The organism is Oleiphilus sp. HI0067 (assembly GCF_001635735.1).
The window spans coordinates 1-1,008 of sequence record NZ_LWFI01001559.1 but is presented as its reverse complement, the minus strand read 5'-3'; the positions used below and the strand labels follow the sequence as shown (position 1 = coordinate 1,008).

The 1,008-nt window shown below is 46.5% G+C and carries 1 pseudogene; it reads right to left on the bottom strand.

Annotation, left to right across the window (positions count from 1 at the left end):
* Positions 1-86: 86 nt before the first annotated feature.
* Positions 87-1,008 (bottom strand): annotated as a pseudogene (locus tag A3739_RS30410) (hypothetical protein); the annotation flags it as partial.

Genomic DNA, 1,008 nt, shown 5'->3' with positions numbered 1-1,008 from the left:
TCATCCTTTTAAAGAAATCTAAAGGAGCTAGGCCTGAGCCCAGCCCCTCGTTATTAACCGGTTAGTTCAAACCTGGCGAATAAACATTAGGCTTCTTCATTCTCGACGACAGTCGGTTTCTTTCCTTCGATCAGACGGTTAACCAAAGATGAGATCGTATCACTCTTATCTGCGAGGCCATCAACGGCTTTACCAATTGATAGGGATTTCGCAAAATTGTTAAAGAAGTGATCTTCTCCACCCACGATATCGATCTTCGCTTTCTGTAGAGCAACAGCTAAGACTTCTGCATTTTCACGAGCGATGTCTTTACCAGCATCAATTGCCGCCAACGCTTCTTTCAGAGCTGTCTCTAGGCTCATACGGAATTCTTCATGCTCTCGTGCGTCTTCGCTCATTGTGTTCATTGCTTCGAACTTATCTACTAAGCCATCTGCTTCAGCCTTGAATTGCTCTCGGGTCACTTCAGCACCTGCCAAGCCAAGTTCCCGCGCAGCTTTCGCTTCAGCATCACCTTGTGCAGCAGTAACGTCTGCTTCTGCTTTACCTGTACCCAACAATGCATCAGCTTCAGCATCACCTTTAGCACGTATAACAGTCGCCTCTGCCACACCCTCTTTCTCAAGAGCTACTGCTTTTGCTTCCTGAACCTTAGCGTCCGCCAATCCAGGGGCTGCGCGCTCTGCCTGCGTACCTTCTGCTAGCTTTTTCTTCGCGTCGGCTTCTTTAGCTGCAGCCTCAAGCTCAGCTTGAGCAATAGTCGTAATCTCAACAGATTTATGTTTTGCAGATAACTCTTCTGCTTCTGCAGCCTTAACTTGTTTAACCTTGTCCTCTTCAGCTTTAGCTTCTGCTGCTAACACTTGAGTTTGCTTAGCGCGGTCCGCTTCAGATACTTCGCGAACTTCCTTGATCCTTTCTTCTTCGATCGCAACAGTTTTATCAACTGCTACACGCTCACGAATAACATTTGCGATTTCTTTCTTCTCAATTTCAACAGCTTTCTCA